The organism is Kribbella koreensis (assembly GCF_039525325.1).
GTDB classification, from domain to species: Bacteria; Actinomycetota; Actinomycetes; order Propionibacteriales; family Kribbellaceae; genus Kribbella; species Kribbella koreensis.
On sequence record NZ_BAAAHK010000024.1, the window covers coordinates 62,483 to 78,342 of the forward strand.

General features: G+C 68.3%; 18 protein-coding genes. 10 read left to right on the forward strand and 8 right to left on the reverse strand.

The annotated features are described in order from the left end of the window. Nucleotides 1-56 precede the first annotated feature (56 nt). Nucleotides 57-623, reverse strand: coding sequence for a GtrA family protein (locus ABD116_RS39785; RefSeq protein ID WP_343983355.1), 567 nt, complete (start codon nt 621-623; stop codon nt 57-59). Between the two features lie 163 nt (nt 624-786). Here ABD116_RS39785 and ABD116_RS39790 point away from each other — a divergent pair, with 163 nt between their 5' ends. The 3 genes from ABD116_RS39790 to ABD116_RS39800 all read left to right on the forward strand — a co-directional run bounded on the left by ABD116_RS39790 (nt 787) and on the right by ABD116_RS39800 (nt 3,768). Beyond that, a complete protein-coding gene (locus ABD116_RS39790; RefSeq protein WP_343983359.1) occupies nt 787-1,959 on the forward strand; it encodes a 5-(carboxyamino)imidazole ribonucleotide synthase in 1,173 nt (390 codons plus the stop codon). Nucleotides 1,960-1,968: 9 nt separating this feature from the next. Next, nucleotides 1,969-2,472 carry a 5-(carboxyamino)imidazole ribonucleotide mutase gene (gene purE, locus ABD116_RS39795; RefSeq protein ID WP_343983362.1) on the forward strand — a complete coding sequence of 168 codons (504 nt, stop codon included), beginning with the start codon at nt 1,969-1,971 and terminating at the stop codon, nt 2,470-2,472. A gap of 75 nt (nt 2,473-2,547) precedes the next feature. Next, nucleotides 2,548-3,768: an MFS transporter gene (locus ABD116_RS39800; protein WP_343983365.1), complete on the forward strand. Its 1,221-nt coding sequence runs from the start codon at nt 2,548-2,550 to the stop codon at nt 3,766-3,768. Between the two features lie 11 nt (nt 3,769-3,779). On the opposite strand, the gene ABD116_RS39805 is transcribed toward ABD116_RS39800, so the two are convergent. Beyond that, nucleotides 3,780-5,117, reverse strand: coding sequence for a UDP-glucose dehydrogenase family protein (locus ABD116_RS39805; RefSeq protein WP_343983368.1), 1,338 nt, complete (start codon nt 5,115-5,117; stop codon nt 3,780-3,782). Between the two features lie 63 nt (nt 5,118-5,180). Between ABD116_RS39805 and ABD116_RS39810 the strand changes: the two genes are divergently transcribed. Then, entirely contained in the window at nt 5,181-6,344 is a 1,164-nt protein-coding gene (locus ABD116_RS39810; RefSeq protein WP_343983371.1) for an acyl-CoA dehydrogenase family protein, read from the forward strand. 47 nt (nt 6,345-6,391) lie between these two features. Here ABD116_RS39810 and ABD116_RS39815 read toward each other — a convergent pair whose 3' ends face one another. Next, nucleotides 6,392-6,865: an NAD(P)/FAD-dependent oxidoreductase gene (locus ABD116_RS39815; protein WP_343983374.1), complete on the reverse strand. Its 474-nt coding sequence runs from the start codon at nt 6,863-6,865 to the stop codon at nt 6,392-6,394. A 145-nt stretch (nt 6,866-7,010) separates the two neighbouring features. Then, nucleotides 7,011-7,619, reverse strand: coding sequence for a TetR/AcrR family transcriptional regulator (locus ABD116_RS39820; RefSeq protein ID WP_343983378.1), 609 nt, complete (start codon nt 7,617-7,619; stop codon nt 7,011-7,013). Nucleotides 7,620-7,749: 130 nt separating this feature from the next. On the opposite strand from ABD116_RS39820, the gene ABD116_RS39825 reads away from it, so the two are divergent. Then, nucleotides 7,750-8,517 (forward strand): DUF6585 family protein, encoded by a 768-nt coding sequence (locus ABD116_RS39825; protein WP_343983381.1) that lies wholly within the window; start codon nt 7,750-7,752, stop codon nt 8,515-8,517. Nucleotides 8,518-8,583: 66 nt separating this feature from the next. Further along, nucleotides 8,584-9,273, forward strand: coding sequence for a hypothetical protein (locus tag ABD116_RS39830; protein ID WP_343983384.1), 690 nt, complete (start codon nt 8,584-8,586; stop codon nt 9,271-9,273). A 1-nt stretch (nt 9,274) separates the two neighbouring features. On the opposite strand, the gene ABD116_RS39835 is transcribed toward ABD116_RS39830, so the two are convergent. The 3 genes from ABD116_RS39835 to ABD116_RS39845 all read right to left on the reverse strand — a co-directional run bounded on the left by ABD116_RS39835 (nt 9,275) and on the right by ABD116_RS39845 (nt 12,461). Next, the gene (locus ABD116_RS39835) at nt 9,275-9,826 is read right to left on the reverse strand and encodes a mycothiol transferase (protein ID WP_343983387.1); all 552 of its coding nucleotides are present in this window, start codon (nt 9,824-9,826) and stop codon (nt 9,275-9,277) included. Nucleotides 9,827-9,870: 44 nt separating this feature from the next. Next, a complete protein-coding gene (locus tag ABD116_RS39840) occupies nt 9,871-11,460 on the reverse strand; it encodes an LCP family glycopolymer transferase (protein WP_343983390.1) in 1,590 nt (529 codons plus the stop codon). A gap of 125 nt (nt 11,461-11,585) precedes the next feature. Continuing rightward, nucleotides 11,586-12,461, reverse strand: a complete 876-nt coding sequence (locus ABD116_RS39845; protein ID WP_343983393.1) for a helix-turn-helix domain-containing protein — start codon at nt 12,459-12,461, stop codon at nt 11,586-11,588. Nucleotides 12,462-12,626: 165 nt separating this feature from the next. Between ABD116_RS39845 and ABD116_RS39850 the strand changes: the two genes are divergently transcribed. Further along, the gene (locus tag ABD116_RS39850) at nt 12,627-13,457 is read left to right on the forward strand and encodes an SAM-dependent methyltransferase (protein ID WP_343983396.1); all 831 of its coding nucleotides are present in this window, start codon (nt 12,627-12,629) and stop codon (nt 13,455-13,457) included. Here the strand turns inward: ABD116_RS39850 and ABD116_RS39855 are convergent. Beyond that, entirely contained in the window at nt 13,454-14,023 is a 570-nt protein-coding gene (locus ABD116_RS39855; RefSeq protein ID WP_343983399.1) for a helix-turn-helix domain-containing protein, read from the reverse strand. The two genes, ABD116_RS39850 and ABD116_RS39855, sit on opposite strands and share 4 nt — an antisense overlap. A 53-nt stretch (nt 14,024-14,076) precedes the next feature. Here ABD116_RS39855 and ABD116_RS39860 point away from each other — a divergent pair, with 53 nt between their 5' ends. Genes ABD116_RS39860 through ABD116_RS39870 form a run of 3 tightly spaced genes read left to right on the forward strand, consistent with a single transcriptional unit; the run spans nt 14,077 to nt 15,859 of the window. Next, the gene (locus ABD116_RS39860; RefSeq protein WP_343983402.1) at nt 14,077-14,763 is read left to right on the forward strand and encodes an AzlC family ABC transporter permease; all 687 of its coding nucleotides are present in this window, start codon (nt 14,077-14,079) and stop codon (nt 14,761-14,763) included. Next, nucleotides 14,760-15,071, forward strand: coding sequence for an AzlD domain-containing protein (locus ABD116_RS39865; RefSeq protein ID WP_343983405.1), 312 nt, complete (start codon nt 14,760-14,762; stop codon nt 15,069-15,071). The genes ABD116_RS39860 and ABD116_RS39865 overlap by 4 nt, the downstream gene beginning before the upstream one ends. 59 nt (nt 15,072-15,130) lie before the next feature. Next, complete coding sequence (locus ABD116_RS39870) at nt 15,131-15,859, forward strand: hypothetical protein (protein WP_343983408.1); 729 nt, start codon at nt 15,131-15,133, stop codon at nt 15,857-15,859. Nucleotide 15,860: the final 1 nt, after the last annotated feature.

The following is a 15,860-nucleotide window of genomic DNA, read 5'->3' on the forward strand; positions in this document are numbered from 1 at the left end:
CTCGCAGCCGCGCGACGGAGGAGCTTAAGCCACGGGCTGGCGTGGGAACGACGGGGCTAGCGGACAGCGGGGAGGTCGCCGGTGTTGTCGGCGTCGAGGGCTGCGGGGGTGTCGGGGGCCTTCGGGTGCTGGTGTTCGGCTTCGTCGAGGGCGAGTTCTTCCTTGAAGACGAACTTGCGGTAGGACCAGAAGCGGAACAGGGTGCCGAGGCCGAGGCCGATCACGTTGGCGGAGATGTTGTCGGCCAGCGCGTTGTGGAGGTCCAGCACGTAGCGGGAGAAGCCGAGGCAGCCGGCGGCGATCAGCAGGCCGATGCCGTTCAGGACGAAGAAGAGGACGTACTCGCGGTGAAGGCCGGTGCGCTCACGGTGCCGCCAGGTCCAGTGCCGGTTGCCGAGGTAGGTGGCGACCGTGGCGATGGTGACCGAGATGAACTTCGCGGTCAGCGGCTTGTGGTGCAGCATGCCGTCACCCGGCGTACCGAAGATCAGCGGGTTGTCGAAGACCAGCCAGTTGTAGATCGGCAGGTCGACGACCATGCCGAGCAGTCCGACCAGACCGAACTTGGCCACTTCGTGCACCAGGTGCTCCACCTGGCGGTACAGCGTTGTGACGATCTTCAACGGTCCTGGAGACTCTCTGTGAACACGGACTTCTGGGTCAGGGCAGTTTCCAAGGTACCCGGCCAGCAGTCCGACGCTGAAATCCAGCGCGAAAAGTCATCCCTAAGAGTGACCCGATCGGCCCGCCCCAGGCGGGAGCAGGTCAGCACATTAGGCTCCACCCGTGAAGTTCAAGCGTGAAGACCTGCCGGTAGGGACCCCGGTCGTGGGCATGGTCGGCGGCGGCCAGCTGGCCCGGATGACCCAGGAGTCCGCGATCGCGCTGGGCATCCAGCTGCGCGTCCTGGCCGAGGGCGAGACCGTCTCCGCCGCCCAGGCGGTCGCCGACGCCCCCGTGGGCGACTACCGCGACCCCGAGACCGTACGCCGGTTCGCCGCCGAGACCGATGTGGTGACCTTCGACCACGAGCACGTACCCACCGAGCTGCTGCGAGCGCTCGAAGCGGAGGGAGTCAAGGTCCGCCCCGGCCCCGACGCCCTCGTGCACGCTCAGGACAAGGCGGTGATGCGGCAGCGCCTCGACACCATCGACGCCCCCGCCCCGGCCCACCAGGTCGTCGCCTCCAAGGCCGACATCGAGGACTTCGCCAAGCGCATCGGCGGCTTCCCGATCATCCTCAAGACGACCCGCGGCGGCTACGACGGCAAGGGCGTCTGGGTCTGTACCAGCGCAGAGGACCCGGTCGTCGACGAGGCGTTCGCCACCAAGGTGCCGATCCTGGCCGAGGAGAAGGTCGACTTCGTCCGCGAGCTGTCCGCGATCGTCGCCCGCTCCCCCCACGGCCAGGCGGTCGCGTACCCGATCGTGGAGTCGGTCCAGAGGGACGGCATCTGCGTCGAGGTCACCGCACCCGCGCCGGGCCTCGACCCCGACAAGGCCGCTCACGCGCAGCAGACGGCGCTGAAGATCGCCGGCGAGCTCGGTGTGGTCGGCATCCTCGCGGTCGAGATGTTCGAGGCCCGCGACGGCCGCCTGCTGGTGAACGAGCTGGCGATGCGGCCGCACAACACCGGGCACTGGTCGATCGAGGGCGCGGTCACCAGCCAGTTCGAGAACCACCTGCGCGCCGTGCTGGATCTGCCCCTCGGCTCACCGGCCGCGCGGGCGCCGTACACGGTGATGGTGAACGTGCTCGGCGGCGACGTCGAGGACATGCATCTCGGGCTGCTGCACTGCATGGCCCGCGACCCGGGGCTCAAGGTCCACTTCTACGGCAAGTCCGTGAAGCCCGGCCGCAAGGTGGGCCACGTCACGGCGTACGGCGATGACCTGGCCGAGGTCCGCGAGCGCGCGCGGCACGCGGCGGCGTACCTGACCGGCACGATCGACGAATAGGCGAACAGTATGACCGTGGGAATCCTGATGGGGTCGGACTCGGACTGGCCGACGATGAAGGCGGCCGCCGAGGTCTGCGTCGAGTTCGGCGTGCCCTTCGAGGCAGATGTTCTGTCGGCGCACCGGATGGCGGTCGAGATGATCGACTACGGAAAGGCCGCGCACGAGCGGGGCCTGAAGGTGCTGATCGCGGGGGCCGGTGGCGCGGCGCACCTGCCGGGCATGCTCGCGTCCGTCACGCCGCTGCCGGTCATCGGCGTACCGGTGCCGTTGAAGTATCTCGACGGGATGGACTCGCTGCTGTCGATCGTGCAGATGCCGGCCGGGGTTCCGGTTGCCACGGTCTCGATCGGGAACGCTCGTAATGCCGGACTGCTGGCGGTCCGGATTCTCGCCGCGTTCGACGAGCAGCTGCTGACCAAGATGACCGCGTTCCAGGAGAACCTGGCCGAGGTGGCGCGGGCGAAGGGCAGTACTGTGCGTGATGGCGCGGCAGAGCTGCGTAAAAGCTGAACCTCTTACGGTTTTCCACAGGCCTGGGGCGGGTAGCCGTGAGATTCCAACCAACGTCGTCTAAGGTCGTCGATCGTGACTCCGCCCGCAGAACCGGATACGCAGCGCATCCCGGTCCGTTACTGGATCTGGCTGTTCGGTGCTGTCGTGTCCCTGCTCGGCGATCTGACGATGACGTTCGCCATCGGCTGGTCCGCCAGCCGGCACGGCGGCCAGGTCGCCGGACTGGTGCTTCTGGTGGCCGCGGCGCCGCGGGCGGTGCTGCTGCTGATCGGCGGCGCGGTAGGCGACCGGTACGGCGCACCCAAGGTCCTGCTGGCCAGCTGTATCGCGATGTTCGCGGTCACGACCGCGTTGGTCCCGACCACCCTGGCGATCGGTGAGCCGATCAGCTTGCTGCTGGTCACGGCGTTGGTCGTCGGAGTCATCGACGCGTTCTTCCTGCCGGCGTCACGCTCGATGCCTCGCCTGCTGGTGCAGCCGGAACTGATCCCACGCGCGCTCGCCAGCTTCCAGGTCACCGGTGTCGTCTTCGCAGTCACCGGTACCGCGGTCGGCGGCGTGCTGGTCGCCTGGTCGGGACTGACGGCCGCGGCGGGCTTCGACGCTCTGACGTTCGCCGTGATGATCGTCGTGCTGCTCGCGCTGCGGAACACGCCGGCGGGGGCCACCGGGCCGCGGACCGGGATGTTCCGGTCGATCGTGGACGGCGTGAAGGTGGCCTTCGGGCGGCCGCTCACCCGGGCACTGCTGATCACGATGACGCTGGCAGCCGGCCTGCTGATGCCACTCGACGCGTTGCTGCTTCCCTTGCTGGCAAGAGATCACGGCTGGAGCGCGTCGACCGCCGGTCTGCTGGTCGCCAGCCGCAGCCTGGGCGTCGGCGTGATCGCGCTGCGCATCCTTGCCCGCGGCGCCTTCGCCCGGCCCGGTATCTTCGCCGCGCTCGGCCTGATCCTGGCCGGTGTCGGCCTGCTCGGTCTTTCGGCGCTCGACCCTTTACCGCTGACCTTCCTGGCCGGCGTGGTCAGCGGTATCGGCGTCGGCACCTTCACCGGGCACGTGCTGCCGCTGCTGATGAACTCGGTCGAGCGTGAGTACCAGTCCCGCCTGCAGTCCGTGGTCGTGCTCTGCCAGAGCCTCGCGCTCGTCGTGATGAACCCGGTACTGGGCAGCTTCGCGGACCTGGACGGGGTGGGCATCACCGGTGTCTGCCTCGGCATCGGCGTGCTGTCGGCTGCGATCGGCCTGTTCGCCCTCACCCGCCCGGTCCTGCGGAACGCGACGGTCGCGTAAAGCCCCAGGGCCTAGGGGCGGCCCGGCGCGCGGTAGATCCAGCCCGCGTCGCGCCACTTCTGCGCGTCCAGGGTGAGCCGGGCGTCGACCACGATCGGTGCCTCGACGACGCCGCGCAGCGCGGCCGGATCGAGTTCGCGGAACTCCGGCCACTCGGTCAGGTGCAGGACGAGATGCGCGCCGTCGCAGGCGTCGGCGGCGGAGTCGGCGTACCGGAAGGTCGGCCGGACCTTGCGGGCGTTGTCCATCGCCTCGGGGTCGAAGACGGTGACGGTCGCGCCGTGCAGCTGGATCCGGCCGGCGATGTCGAGCGCGGGTGAGTCGCGCACGTCGTCCGTACCGGCCTTGAACGCCGCGCCGAGCACGGTCACGTTCTTGCCGACCCACTCGGCGCCGAGCAGTTCGTGCACCACGTCCACGATCCGCGCGCGCCGGTGCTGGTTGATGTCGTCGACCTCGCGCAGCAGCGTGATGATCTCCTCCACGCCGAGCTCACCGGCCCGGGCCATGAACGAGCGCAGGTCCTTCGGCAGGCAGCCGCCGCCGTAGCCGGGGCCGGCGTTCAGCATGCCGCGGCCGATCCGCTTGTCGTAGCCGAGCGCGTCGGCCAGCAGTGTGACGTCCGCGCCGGTCGCGTCGGCGAGTCCGGCGAGCGCGTTGATGAAGGAGATCTTCGTTGCCAGGAAGGCGTTCGCGCCGCCCTTGACGATCTCTGCGGTGGGCAGGTTGCAGACCACGACCGGCGAGCCGCCGGCGATCGGCCGGGCGAAAACCTCACGCAGCCTGGCCTCCGCGGCGGCAGACTGTACGCCGAACACCAGCCGGTCCGGCTGCAGCGTGTCGTCGACCCCGTGGGCCTCGCGCAGGAACTCGGGCTGCCAGGCGATCTCGACCTGACTTCCGGCCGGCGCCTCGGCGTGGAAGCGTGCTTCGACGATCTTCGACGTACCGACCGGGACGGTGGACCGGCCGACCACCAGGGTGGGCTTGGTCAGCAGCGGGGCGAGCATCGTGATGACTGAGTGGACCTGGGCCAGGTCGGCCGAATCGCTGCCCTCGAGCTGCGGCGTACCGACGCAGATGAAGTGCACGTCGGCCCAGTCGGCGATCTCGGTGTAGTCCTTGGTGAACCGCAGCCGGCCGGAGTCGGTGTGCTTCTTCAGCAACGGGTCCAGGCCGGGTTCGTACAGCGGGGCCTTGCCGTCGTTGAGCAGCTTCAGCCGGTGCTCGTCGATCTCGACGCCGATCACGTCGAAGCCGAACTCGGCCATTCCCGCGGCCGTGTTGGCGCCGAGGTAGTTGGTGCCGATCACCGCGATCCGCAGCGGTCGCGCAGTGCCTTCAGTCATGCGGGGGACTCTACCGATCGCGGTTATCGCCCGGTGACGGGCTCATGGCGTACATTGATACTCGTGAGTAACTCATTCGATCTGTACGCCCTGTCGGAGGAGCACCAGGCGATCCGGGAGGCCGTCCGCGACGTCTGCGACGCCAAGGTGGCCCCGAACGCCGGTGACGTGGACGAGCTCGCTGAGTTCCCCAAGGCGTCGTACGACGCGCTGAAGGCGTCGGACTTCCATGCCCCGCACATCCCCGAGCAGTACGGCGGCGCCGGCGCGGACGCGCTGGCCACCGTGATCGTGATCGAGGAGGTCGCCCGCGCCTGCGCGTCGACCTCGCTGATCCCCGCGGTGAACAAGCTCGGCTCGCTGCCGTTGCTGCTGTCGGCGTCGGAGGAGGTCAAGCAGCAGTACCTGCCTCCGGTGGCGGCCGGTGACGCGATGTTCTCGTACTGCCTGTCGGAGCCCGAGGCGGGTTCGGACGCGGTGTCGATGAAGACCCGCGCCGTCGCGGATGGCGATGGCTACGTGCTGAACGGCGTGAAGCGCTGGATCACCAACGCGGGCGTCAGCGACTACTACACGGTCTTCGCTGTGACGGATCCCGCACAGCGGTCGAAGGGCATCAGCGCCTTCGTGGTCGAGAAGGCCGACGACGGCGTCTCCTTCGGCGCCCCGGAGAAGAAGCTCGGCATCAAGGGCTCGCCGACGCGCGAGGTGTACTTCGACAACGTGCGGATCCCCGCGTCGCGGATGATCGGCGACCCCGGTACCGGCTTCAGCACCGCGATGGCCACCCTCGACCACACCCGCGTGACGATCGCCGCCCAGGCGCTCGGTATCGCCCAGGGAGCGCTCGACTACGCGCTCGGCTACGTCAAGGAGCGCAAGCAGTTCGGCAAGGCGCTCGCCGAGTTCCAGGGCCTGCAGTTCATGCTCGCGGACATGGGCATGAAGATCGAAGCCGCCCGCCAGCTCACGTACGCCGCGGCCGCCCGCTCCGAGCGCAACGACTCCGACCTCACCTACTTCGGCGCCGCCGCCAAGTGCTTCGCCTCCGACGTCGCCATGGCCGTCACCACCGACGCCGTCCAACTCCTCGGCGGCTACGGCTACACCCACGACTACCCGGTCGAACGCATGATGCGAGACGCCAAAATCACCCAGATCTACGAAGGCACCAACCAGGTCCAGCGCATCGTGATGGCCCGCCAGCTCCTCAAGGGCATCAGTTGACCGTCACCTTGCTCGCGTGGCGAGGGCCAGGCGCGTCTCTTCGGCGATCAGATCGTCGTTGATCGCGGCACCGCTGTCTGGCCTTTGGCGTCGACCACGAGCGCATCGCCGTACACGAGCCCGGCTACCTCCTGGGCGGTCACCGCGAGACCTAGCTCGGTCAGGAAGCTCGCTTTGGCGCGCAGAGTGGGCTGGACCGCGAGGACGTCGCGTGGAGCGACCTCGCCGCTCGCCAGCCTGACACCGGTCAGACGGCCGTCCGCTACCTCGACCTGCTCGACCGTGCCTCGTACGACGGGGATCTGGCCCGCCGCGAGCTCTTCCCACTGCTCGTCGGTCGGTACTGGTGCGGTGTGCAGGAACAGCGTGACATCGTCGCTCAACTGCCGAAACAGCTGTGCCTGGTGGATACCCAGCGGACTGGTCGCCAGCACGCCGATGGCCTGGTCCCGGACCTCCCAGCCATGGCAGTACGGGCAGTGCAGCACATCCTTGCCCCACTGGGCGGTCAGACCGGCCACCTCAGGTAGTACGTCGGTCAGTCCGGTGGATACCAGGATCCGTCGACCCCGGTACGTCGTACCGTCCGCCAGCTCGACTGTGAACAGCTCACCCCGGCGAACCGCGGTGACCGTGCCGGTCGCGAACTGACCGCCATACCCGCTGTCAGTCGTCCGGTAGGCCGAGGGCAGTGCGGAGTGTGTTGGCCCACCAGGTTCGCTGGGGACCCGGCCGGTTGGCGGCGGATTCGCTGATTCCCGCGCTGCGGCGGAAGGCGGCGCCGTAGGTGGCGTCGAGCGCGAGCGCCTGATGGAGTGCGGCCACGGCCAGCCGGGTGTCGGCCAGCGGTCCCGGCCGCCCGGCTCGGGTCCGGGTGGCGTGCAGGATCTGGACGACCGGCTCCAGGAATCCCACTCCTGGGTCTTCCCAGCCTGCCGCATGGAGCGCGACGGCGAGTTCGGCGTACCCCTGGTCGTAGACGCGGGCGATGGTCCGGATCAGGCCGTTGACATCGGCCTGGCTGTCGGCCCATTCGGCGACCGCCTGTTCGATCGCGGCGCGCATCCGGCGGCCGCCGTGCCGCAGGAGTGCGACGAGGAGATCCTGACGGCTGCCGAAATGGTGCGCGACACCCGCATCGGTGATGCCGATCCGCTTGGCGACGGCGCGGACGGTGACGGCGTCGAGCCCGCCCTCGACGAGAAGTTCCTCGGCTGCTTGCAGGATCGCCCGGCGAGACTCCTCAGGTGTTCTGCGGATACGAGTGGACGCCATAGCTCCGGGATTCTAGTTGCCGCAGCCGCGTACATGGCGCATCTCCATCCTCCGGCGATCTACTTTGCCTGCTCAAGGTAAGGTCTGCTACCTTCACGCCTCAAGGTAAGCCGAGGAAACGAGGACTCCGTTGTCTGACCGGATCAGTGCGGCGGTCGCCCACGCGCGGCTGGGCGAGCACCGGGCCACCCACCTGCCGAGGGAGCATTCGTCGGGGTGGGTGATCCTTAGCGTGACGGCCGTCCTCTGCGGAGTCTTCGGCTTCGGGTCGCTGCTGGCCGACGGACCCGCGTTCTTGTCGGTCGTCTTCACGCCGCTGGCCATCGGAGCCGGCTGGTGGGCCGTGCGGGCGGGGTACAAAGCCGCTCACAAGGGCAGGGTGCGGCTCGACCTGTTCGAGCACGGCATGACCTTCGTCGATCATCGCGGACAGGTGTCGGCCTTCCGCTGGGACTCGATGCAGGTGCGACAGAGCATCCTCAAGCAGACGGCGGACTTCGGCACCGTCAGCCAGACCAGCTTCTCTTACCGGGTGGTCGGTCATGACGGAGCCGCGGCCACGATCGAGGGGTCGCATGAGGGGAATGCCGCCGTGGACCCCTGGGGGCCTGCCATCCAGGAGGCCGTGACCGTCACGCAGCTGCCCGGAGCTGTTGTCCGGTTCCGGCAGGGAGACACGCTGGTGTTCGGCGATCTCACCATCAGCTGGGACCTGGTCGGCGCCAAGGGCAAGTTGACGCCCTGGGCGCAGGTCGAGACCGCGTACGTGGCCAACGGCCAGCTCTACCTCAGGACGAAGGGGAGCAAGCGCGGGAAAGTGCTCAGCCAGATCAACCAGATCCCCAACTACTACGTGTTCTACTCCCTACTGGAGCTGCGTCTGAGCTCGCGGAAATAGCGGCAATCCGCGCGGACTGTGTTCTGCTTGGAGCATGGTGGTGGCAAACGGCCGATTGATGAGCTTGTGAGCGTGCAGGCGTCGGCGCATCCGGGGGAGACGCGGTTGCCGGCTGCTGTGGCGGTGGTGGGGGCGATCTTGTTGTACGCCGTACTGCCGAGCGCCATGCAGCTGGGGCCGCGGTTCGTTGTGCCGGGGTTGGAGCTGGCGCTGTTCGTGCCGTTGGTGCTGGCCAATCCGCGGCGGATGAGTCGGCAGAATCGCTTCCTGCGCAGGCTTTCGATCGCGTTGGTGTTGTTGATCGCGGTGACCAATCTCGCCGCGTTGGTACAGCTCATTCACTCGCTGGTGACCGGTGAGGCGACTGCGGGAGGACAGTTGCTGGCGGCGGGTGGGCAGGTGTGGCTGACCAATGTGCTCGTCTTCGCGCTGGCGTTCTGGGAGTTGGATCGTGGCGGTCCGGTGTCGCGGTTCCGGGTCAAGCGGCCGAACCTGCCGGACGCCGACTTCAGGTTCCCGCAGGACGAGGATCACGACGCCATCGCCGAGGTCGCCCGCCGGTCCTCGGAGAAGGCCGGCTGGGTGCCGGGGTTCGTCGACTACCTCTACGTCTCGATCACCAACTCGTCGGCCTTCAGTCCGACGGACACGATGCCGCTCACCCCGCGCGCGAAGCTCTTGATGGCGGCGGAATCCGTGTCGGCGTTGATGATCTCGGTCCTGGTCGTCGCCTTCGGAGTCGGCCTGCTCAAGTAGCTCAGCTGACCGGTCGCCACCCGTACGGCGGATCCTCGCCGACCCGGCCGTCGATCGCTTCGCGCAGCAGGTCCGTATGACCGGTATGCCGCCCGTACTCCTCGATCCGGTCGCAGATCAGCCGTCGGAGACTGGCGTGCCGCCCGTCGGGCCAGGTGATGGCGGCGGGCTGGTCGAGTCCTCCGTCGGCCAAGGCGGCCGTGACCGTCACCCGGGCGCGCGCGACCGCGTCGTCCCAGAGGCGGTACAGGGTCTGTGGGGAGTCGGCAGCGGCCGAGGCGAACTCCCAGTCCTTGTTGCCGTTCCAGCCGCTGGTGTCCCAGGGCGGGCCGATCGGCTCACCCCGGAACTTCACGGTGAACATGTTGTCCTCCTGGACGGCGAGATGCTTGAGCAGCCCGCCGATCGTCAACGAGGACGCACCGACGGTCTGCTGCAGGGCGGCCGCATCGAGCCCGTCCGCCTTCCAGCGAAACGTCGTCCGCAAGCGTTCCAGGGCACCGATCAGCTGTTCCGCCTCAGTGCCCGCGAGGGGTGGTTCCCAGGAGTCCATACGGCCACGGTAGGACTGATCCCGGACGATTTACTTCCGGATGATCAGGGCGTCGTGACCGGGTGGTACTCGCAGGCGTTCGCGAGGTCGGCAGGGGCCGCGCTGGTCGGCGTCGAGGGCTTGCTCGTCGTCGGCTTGCTGGTCGGCTTCCCCGGGGTGGGCTTCCCGGTTGGCTTCGGCGTACCGGACGTGGCCGGCGTGGTCGGAGTCGAGACCGGCTTGGCCGCCAGCGCCGCCGCAACGGTCGCGCGCAGGCCGTCGTAGTCCGGGTGCAGGTACGCGAACTTCAGCGCATGCCCGTCCAGCGGCACCTCGGATACCTTCGCCGACTTGATCTTCAGCGCGAGCTCGAGGAAGGCCGGCAGCAGCTCCTGCGGTATGTCGGTCCGCAGCATGTTCTTACCGACCTTGGCCAGGCTGGTGTAGCTCTTCAGCAGGTTCGGCGGCGTCGCGGCCTGCGCGATGGCGTGGATGGCACACCGCTGGCGGGCGCTGCGGGCGTCGTCCGGGTTCTTGATGCCGTACCGGCCGCGGGCGTACCAGAGTGCTTCGAGACCCCAGAGGTGCTTGTTCTGCGCGGGTTTGAGGTAGTAGTTCGGCGGCCGCTTGTCGTCGTCGCTGCCGCCGACCGGGATCGGGTAGTTGATGTTGACGGTGATCCCGCCGAGCGCGTTGACGAGCTGGGTGAAGCCGGCCAGGTTGATCTGGACGTAGTAGTCGAGCTTCAGCCCGATCGCCTCACCGACCGACAGCTTGAGGATGTCGGCGCCGACGTTGTCGGACGGCCCGACGATGTCGTCGCCCTGCTGCTCGGGCACGTTCTTGTAGATCGCGTCGAGCATCCACTCCAGCCGCTCCTGCAGGCTGATGCCCTCCTTGCCGAACCCGTCCGGGTAGGCGTCGTGCAGCTTGGTGCCCTCGGGGAACGGCATGAAGGTCAGCTTGCGCGGCAGCGAGATCAGCGAGACGTTGCCGGTCACCGTGTCGATGCTCGCCACGATCACGGTGTCGGTCCGGACACCGTCGCGGTCGGCACCGTCGTCGGCGCCGAGCATCAGCACGTTGAGCCGCGGCTTGCCGGCCCACGGATCCTTCTTGTTCTTGATCGTCGGCCGGGTCGCGCTCTTGCTGTTGCCTCCGGCAAAGACCGTCTGCACGAGATCCTGCTGGGTCCGCGCGGTCTGTACGCCGAGAGCCGTCGGTACTGCGACCGCGAAGCTGAGCAGGCCGACCAGGAGCGCGCCGCCGACCCGTGAACCAGGCGTCGCGACGCCCGACCGCAGTGCCCGGTGCGACGTGATGATGACGAGGATCCACAGCGCCCCGAGCAGGACGAGTCCGAACGTGACGTACCGGAGCTGATCCGGTGCCACGGCCAGCTCGAGCATCCGCTTGCGCTGAGTGAGGCCGAGGTAGCCCGCCACCGCCAGCAGGCTGACGCTGATCGTCAGCACCGCCGCGCCGAGCTTCTTCCGGCCGGCGAACAGGTAGGCGGTGCCCGGGATCACGGATCCGAGCAGCGTCAGCCCGAGGACGGCACGGGTCCGGCGTGGTCGGCCGGCTCGTCGCCTCGGGGCCGCGCGCCTGGCTCGGCGATGCGTCGTCGGTTCCGGCTCCTGCTGATCACTCGACATCGGTGTGTCTACAACTCCGTCCAAGGGAGAGTTGGGCGCACACAATATGACGTACTCCGGGGGCAGTTGGTTGTCGGTTTACCAACCCCTGACATTGGCTGACCGATCGTGCACGCCGGATCACTTCAGGTGAAGGTCTTGGTGATCTCGGTGAGCAGCTCCTGGGTCCTGCGGGGCGTGCTGGCCGCGATCGACAGCGAGTCCATGGTGATCACGTACTCGTCCAGGTCCTCGCGCTTGTCCAGGTAGACGGCGCTGGTCAGGTGCTCGATGTAGACGACGTCGGGCAGGTCGGCGTCGGCGAACCGGAGCAGCGTGAACGCGCCGCCGGTGGACGCGTACCCGCCGGAGGCGAACGGCAGGATCTGGAGCGTCACGTTCGGCAGGCGGGACATCTCGGCGAGGTGCTCCAGTTGCGCGCGCAGGACGGCCCGGCCGCCGATCGGGCGGCGCAGTACGGCCTCGTCGACGATCGCCCAGAGCCTGGTCGGCGACGAGCCCTCGAGGATCTGCTGGCGGGTCTTGCGCAGAGCGACCAGCCGCTCGATCTCTGCCGTCGGCAACGGCCGCTCGCCGCGGCCGAGCCGGGTCACCGCGCGGGCGTAGTCCGGGGTCTGCAGCAGGCCGGGCACGAACTGGATCTCGTAGGTACGGATCAGCTCGGCGGCCATCTCCAGCCCGAGGTAGGAGTGGAACCAGTTCGGCGTGATGTCGTCGTAGCGTTGCCACCAGCCCGGGTTGTTCGCCTGCTTGGCCAGGTTGATCAGCCGGGCGCGCTCGTCGGCGTCGGCGAGTTTGTACAGACTGAGCAGGTCCTCGACGTCACGGACCTTGAACCCGACCCGGCCGAGCTCGAGCCGGCTGATCTTGGATTCGGAGCCGCGGATCGCGTAGCCGGCGTCGGCGCGGCTGATCCCGGCCTGCTCGCGCATCCGGCGGAGGTGGGCGCCGAGCATGATCCGCAGCGCGGTCGGCCCGCCCGGCGTGCCCTGCTCCGTCACCGCCCGTCCTCCCTGTACTCGTCCACCCGACGCAAGCTTGGATCATTTCACGATTCGGGCCAGGCCGGGGCAGGCCGACGCGCCCCCACCAACTGGAATCGTTCCCCTACTGTTAGTAGGGTCACTCCCAACAGCGTGTTCTGCCGACGATCTGCGAGGTCGCTCATGTCCGATGCCCCGAAGTCCCCGAGCCAGGTCCCGGTCGGGGTGGACACGACGCGAGCGAGCATCGCACGTGTCTACGACGCGTTCCTGGGGGGCAAGGACAACTTCGAGATCGACCGCGAGGTGCTGCGGCAGGTGGCGACGGTGGCCCCGCAGGTGACCGACCTGGCCTGGTCCAACCGCAACTTCCTGGTCCGCGCCTGCCGGTTCCTGGCCGGTCAGGCGGGCATCACGCAGTACCTGGACTGCGGCTCCGGCCTGCCGACCGCGGAGAACACGCATCAGATCGTCCAGCGGCTGCAGCCGACGGCGAAGGTGCTCTACATCGACAACGACCCGGTGGTGCTCGCGCACGGCCGCGCGCTGCTGGAGGAGAACGACCAGACGCTGTTCATCAGCGCCGACATCTTCAAGCCCGACGAGGTGCTGAACGCGCCCGGGGTCAAGGAGTTCCTCGACTTCAGCAAGCCGATCGCGCTGATCCAGAACGGCACGCTGCACCACTACCTCGGCGACGACGCGCCCGACCTGATCAGGCAGTACGCCGAGGCGCTCGCGCCGGGTTCGTACGTGGTGATCTCGCACTTCCTCGACCCGGAGACCCCGGCCCACGCCAAGACCGCGCGGGCGCTGGAGGAGCGGTTCACCCACAGCCCGATGGGCAGCGGGCTGTTCCGCACCCACAAGAAGATCGCCGAGATGTTCGGCGACCTGGAGATGGTCGAGCCGGGCCTGGTCCTGTGCGACGAGTGGTGGCCGGACGGCCCGCGGGTCAAGCCGCTCAGCCAGATCGAGGAGTGCATCGCCGGCGGGATCGCCCGCAAGAACTAAGACGTCTCCGACACCAGTACTGCGGTGGTGTTCGGCTCCAGTGCCTTGAAGAGGTGGGCTACGTCGCCGGGATAGGCGATGTAGTCGCCGGGGTGCAGCTCGACTGGATCCTCGAGCGGACCGATCAGGGCACGACCAGTGCTGAGTACTACGTGTTCGACCGTGCCCGGCATGTGCGGCTGGGACTCACGACCCGGGCCGGGCGCGACGACGATGCGGTAGAGGTCGCGCCGGGCGTGTGGCGGGCTGGCCGCGACCAGAGTGGCGCTGTAGTCCGAGCGCTCGGAGTAGATCGCCGGGCCTTCGTTCGCCCGGATCACCTGGACCTTCGGGCGTGGGGGGTCGAGTAGGTCGGCGAACTGGATCTCCAGGGCGACGCAGAGCGCCCAGAGCGTCTCGACGCTCGGGTTGCCGGTGCCCGACTCCAGCTGCGACAGGGTCGACTTCGCGACGCCCGCGCGCTTGGCGACCTCGGTGAGGGAGAGGCCGCTCCTGCCCCGGGTTGCCCGCAACGAGGCCGCGATCACGTCGAGTGGTGCCTTGCCGTCCATCGGTGTTCGCTCCATCGGTCCAGGTGTTCGGGTTGACGAACAGTTGTGATGTGTTCATCATAAACTTCATGCGTTCGATATGGCGAACATCAGATCGTGGGTTGCTGCGAGACATCGGGCTGGTCTGTCTGGCCGACGGCGTGGTCGGGCTCTCGTACGGCGCGATCAGCGTCGGCGGGGGACTGCGGTTGTGGGTGCCGGTGGCCTTGTCGCTGCTCGTCTTTGCGGGGGCCTCGCAGTTTCTGTTCGTCGGGATCGTGGCGGCCGGGGGAAGCCCGATCGCTGCGACGATTGCCGGGTTGCTGGTGAATACGCGGCACGTTGCCTTCGGGCTGGCGCTGAGCGAGGTGATCGGGAGCGGGTGGCGACGGCTGCCTGGTTCGCATCTGATGACGGACGAGAACGTCGCCTTCGCGCTCGGGCAGGACGAGTTGCGGCAGAAGCGGGCGGCGTACTGGGCGTGTGGGATCGGGATCTTCGTCTGCTGGAACGTCGGGGTGCTGATCGGCGCGCTGGCCGGGTCGGTGATCACGGATACCGATGTTTTCGGTCTTGATGCGGCTTTTCCTGCGGTGTTGCTGGCGTTGGTGTTACCGGCGCTGCGCGATCGGTCGACGCGGAAGGCTGCGGCGGTCGGGGTGGTGGTCGCGTTGGTGGCGACGCCGTTCCTGCCGGCCGGGTTGCCGGTGCTGTTCGCGCTGGTGGGGTTGCTGTTCTATCGCGCTGAGAAGCAGGCATTGGAGTCGGTCGGATGATGTTGCTGGCGGGGATCCTCGTACTTGCCGTTGGCACCTTTTCGCTGCGGCTCGCGGGACCGTTGCTGCGGACCCGCTTCGAGTTGCCCGAGCGGGCTCAGCAGGTGATGGCGGCTGCCGCGATCGTGTTGCTGGCCGCCTTGGTGGCGACGGCTGCGTTGACGGACGGGCACGGCGACGCCGGGATCGCGCGGCCGGCGGGGGTGCTGGTGGGCGGAGTACTGGCTTGGCGGAAGGCGCCGTTCGTGCTCATCGTCGTCGCTGCGGCCGCGACGGCGGCGGGGTTGCGGCTGCTCGGCGTACCGTAAACGGGCTCTGCGGCTGCTCGGCGTACCGTCGAACGGGCTTTTGCGGTTAGCGTTCGGCCATGAAACGTCTTGGGATCGCCTGTTTCGTCGTCGGCGCGGCGCTGGTCGTGTTCTTCGGCGCGCTGATCCTGCGGAACCTACCGAGCGCGCCGAAGCCAATCGAGGGCGGGCTGGTGCACCTGTCCAAGCCGGGGCTGACGCTCTGGGCGTCGGAGGATCACGTGCAGGCGGAGTGCGAGGTGAAGGGGCCGGACGGGGCCGACGTGCCGCTGGTGCCCGACGAGTCCACGTCGCTGCAGATCAACGATGGTGAGTGGTACTCGATCGCCCGCTCGGCTGAGTCGGTACCGGCCGGCGACTACGCGATCAACTGCATCCCGGTCGGCCTCGCCGCTGAGACCGACGTGACCTTCTCCGCGGCACCGCGGATGTCGATCCTCACCTTTGTGCTGGCGATCCTGGGTGCCGTCTTCTCCCTGATCGGCGCCATCGCCCTCGGCTCGATCTTCCTCGCGGCCGGCGCCCGCCGCCGCAAACGCGACACCCTCCGCAACAACCCACCACCCGGCTATCCGCAGCAACCCGGCTATCCGCAGGCGCCGGGCTACCCGCAATCCGGTCCACCCGGCTACCAGCAGCCCGGTTCGCAGCCGCCCGGCTATCCGCAGTACGGCGGCAGCAACTTCCCCGGCTATCCGCCGCCCAGTAGCTACAACCCCGGTCCCAACCCGGACCGCCCGCAAGACCGGCCTCAGGACAGACCTCAGGACGGCCCTTACGGGGGCTAGC